Below are 3,038 nucleotides of genomic sequence, written 5' to 3'. Positions count from 1 at the left end.
AAGCTGGCGGTTCGGGAGCGGCAAGCCTGATATAGCCGAAGCCGACATGGGCAGCGACGAGCACGACAAACAGTGCCGCGCCGAGGCGCAGGTGCCGACGTGCCGCCAGCAGTGCCGGCAGTGCGAAGACGAACACCGCGAGCGCGTTCATGCCGATCATGCCCGTCACCGAGACGCTCTGCATCAGCAGCGGCACGGGCATGGCCGCGTAGCCGACGGCATTCCAGGGAAAACCGGTGAACAGGAAATCGCGCAGCCATTCCGCCAGGCCGAAGCCGAAGGCAAGGGCGGCGATGCGGCCAATGTCGTTGCTCCACAGCAGCCGGGCAACGATTGCCGCAAAGCCATAGAAAAAGGCGAGCATGAAAGGAATGCCGACCACCGCGAAGGGAAGCGCCCAGGCAAAGCTGTCGGCCTCGACCAGCAGCGCCGAGCCGATCCACCAGAGGCCGGCGAGGAAATAGCCGAAACCGAACCACCAACCGACGGCGAAAGCCGGCCGCAGACGCCGGAACAGACTGCCTGAAGCTTCGCCGGTGGCGCCGTCGAGCAGCCAGACCAGCAGCGGGAACGAGACGAAACAGGCGGCGAAGAAGTCGTAAGGCGCCTGCCCAAGCACCGCGAGGGCGCCGGCGAGAAACGCCACGAGCGCACGCCGCCAACCCCAAAGCAGAATTATCCGGCCGGTGAGGCGCTCCATGCATACTTCCGAGTCGCGAATCAGGACACAAGATTTAACAGGCTGCGCTCCGCGCTCCAAACGGCGGATGGGCTGGCTGAGATGCACAGCTCCGGCCCTGCCTACCGGTGCCAACCCTCGATTTGAACGCCCCCCAGCCGCTCGGCCTCCTCGCGCTGAACCGAACGGATGGTCTGCGTGAAGGTCCAGACATGGCCCTCGGGGTCGCGTGCACGATACTGGCGCTCACCGTAGAACTGATCCGCCGGCTCCTGGATTATATCAGCGTCGAGCGCCCGCGCCTGCTCGCAATGCGCATCCAGGCCACCCTTCAGCCTGACATAGATCGACTGCGTGTTCTTGCCCAAGATCGAAACCGGGCTGGCGACGTAATCGCTCCATTCGGAATCGACGATGATGTAGCTGTCGCCGAACCGCATCTCTGCATGGATGAGCTTTCCCTCGGCATCGCTGACCACCATGCTGCGCTCGAAGCCAAAAGCCGCCTCGAGCCAGTCCAGCGCGGCACGAGGATCCTTGTAGAAAACACCAGAGCCCAGACTTGGATGCTTGAACGGGTCGTCGATAGTCATCGTGCGAGCGAAACGCTCACGCCTGTTCGGTGCGCGCCGTGGCACGCCGGCGACGCTCACCCTTCTGGCTCTGCACGATGCGCACGCGCTTGACGCGGCGCGGATCAGCGTCGAGGACGTGAAATTCGAAACCGGGTATGGCCTGCACCACCTCGCCGCGGGCCGGAACACGGCCAAGCGTGTTGAAAATCATGCCGCCAATGGTGTCGACATATTCGCCATGTTCACCGGCGGCGAAATCCCCGCCGATCATCTTGGCGACGTCGTCGATCTCGGCCTTGCCATCGACGATGAACACGCCGTCGCCGCTCTGGGTGATCATCGGCTCGTCGTCGTCATGCTCGTCCTCGATGTCGCCGACCACCATCTCGACGATGTCTTCCAGCGAGGCAAGGCCGTCGGTGCCGCCATATTCATCGATGACCAGCGCCATTTGCGTGCGCGTCGTCTGCATGCGAGCCATCAGGTCGGAGGCGAGCATCGACGGCGGCACGAACAGCACCGGGCGGATCAGATTGAGGTCGCCAATGGTGCGTGCGAGATCGACCTGGGCGAGATCGAGAACCGTGGCGACGGGTGTTTTCCTGGTCGAGCGGCCCTTCTTGACGCGCGCGATCTTGGTGATGTGGGCCAGCACATCACGGATATGGACCATGCCGCGCGGATCATCGAGGGTCTCTGAATAGACCGGCATGCGGGAATGGCCGGATTGCTCGAAGGTGCCCAGCAGATCGCCGAGCGTCGTCGTGATTTCGACCCCTTGAATGTCGGCGCGCGGCACCATGACGTCCTCGACGCGCACTTCGCGCAGCCGCAGGATGTTGTTGAGCATGGCGCGTTCGCCGGGCGAGAAGGCGCCGGCATCGCTCGTTGTCTCGGCAAGCGCGCCGGCGATTTCCTCCCGCAGGCTGGTTCCGTTGCGTTGCCTGAACAGGCCAAGAACGCGGTCGAACAGGGAGGGACCGGCAGGCGATGTCTCGCTGGCAGCGCTGCCGATGCCGGCAGCAGCAGAGGTACTGCTAGCACCAGAGGTAACGGTACTCGGACTTGATCCCTCTTCCGACGTATCGGAAGCCTTGGTTGCACTGCCGGCGTCGGGGCGGGCGGCAGTCTCTGGTTTGTCGTTCATCGTCGTCCGGTCAATTGGTCAGATGTAGTTACGCGTAGGGGTCGGGAATGGCAAGCCTTGCAAGCGCCGCGCGTTCGACGGCTTCCATCGCCTCGGCCTCGGCCTCGGTCTCGTGATCGTAGCCCAGCAGATGCAGCAGGCCGTGGATGACGAGATGGGTGATATGGTTCTCGACAGGCTTGTCTTCCAGTACCGCTTCATGGGCGACCGTTTCGGCGGCCAGCACGATGTCGCCCAGCATCGGCGGCAACGGACCGCCCTGCGCAAACGGAAAAGCCGGGAAAGACAAGACGTTGGTCGGTTTGTCCTTGCCGCGCCAGCCGGCGTTGAGAACCTGGATATGGGCGTCGTCGGAAAAAACGAGACTGAGTTCGGAACGGCCCGCCACGCCGGTTTCGGCAAAAGCCGCCTTAACGGCCCGATCGACCAGCCGCGTCAGGCTTGCCTCGTCGGGCCAGTTGCCCGCCTCAACCGCTATGTCGATGTCGACGGGAATATTCCCGTCGCCGGATATTATGTCCTCAGGCATGAAGCCGCATCGCCAACATCAATTCTCGGCGCCGAGGCCACGCGCCAGCTTGGCGTCCCGGTCGTAGGCCCTGACGATTTCCGCCACCAGCGGATGGCGAACCACGTC

Annotated in this window: 4 protein-coding genes and 1 pseudogene; all 5 read right to left on the bottom strand. The window is 63.6% G+C overall.

Translation table 11 applies throughout. The features are described 5' to 3' along the window. A pseudogene (locus tag EN914_RS30025) lies at nucleotides 1-700 on the bottom strand (apolipoprotein N-acyltransferase); the annotation flags it as partial. A gap of 101 nt (nucleotides 701-801) precedes the next feature. After that, the gene (locus tag EN914_RS30020) at nucleotides 802-1,272 is read right to left on the bottom strand and encodes a VOC family protein (RefSeq protein ID WP_032899245.1); all 471 of its coding nucleotides are present in this window, start codon (nucleotides 1,270-1,272) and stop codon (nucleotides 802-804) included. A 16-nt stretch (nucleotides 1,273-1,288) separates the two neighbouring features. Continuing rightward, a complete protein-coding gene (locus tag EN914_RS30015) occupies nucleotides 1,289-2,401 on the bottom strand; it encodes a hemolysin family protein (RefSeq protein WP_024503458.1) in 1,113 nt (370 codons plus the stop codon). A 28-nt stretch (nucleotides 2,402-2,429) separates the two neighbouring features. Further along, nucleotides 2,430-2,930: an rRNA maturation RNase YbeY gene (gene ybeY / locus EN914_RS30010; protein WP_013527905.1), complete on the bottom strand. Its 501-nt coding sequence runs from the start codon at nucleotides 2,928-2,930 to the stop codon at nucleotides 2,430-2,432. Between the two features lie 18 nt (nucleotides 2,931-2,948). After that, a partial coding sequence (locus tag EN914_RS39450; RefSeq protein WP_245497874.1) for a PhoH family protein occupies nucleotides 2,949-3,038 on the bottom strand: 90 nt, incomplete at its 5' end.

This window comes from Mesorhizobium sp. M7A.F.Ca.CA.001.08.2.1 (assembly GCF_003998455.1).
Classification (GTDB): Bacteria; Pseudomonadota; Alphaproteobacteria; order Rhizobiales; family Rhizobiaceae; genus Mesorhizobium; species Mesorhizobium ciceri.
Note: the sequence above shows the minus strand (reverse complement) of the source record. Positions and strands in the feature narration are given on the sequence as shown.

Bases quoted from the DNA above. Each gene is read 5' to 3' on its own strand.
- EN914_RS30015 (WP_024503458.1), bottom strand. From the start codon at position 2,401: ATGAACGACAAACCAGAGACTGCCGCCCGCCCCGACGCCGGCAGTGCA.
- ybeY (WP_013527905.1), bottom strand. From the start codon at position 2,930: ATGCCTGAGGACATAATATCCGGCGACGGGAATATTCCCGTCGACATC.
- EN914_RS30020 (WP_032899245.1), bottom strand. From the start codon at position 1,272: ATGACTATCGACGACCCGTTCAAGCATCCAAGTCTGGGCTCTGGTGTT.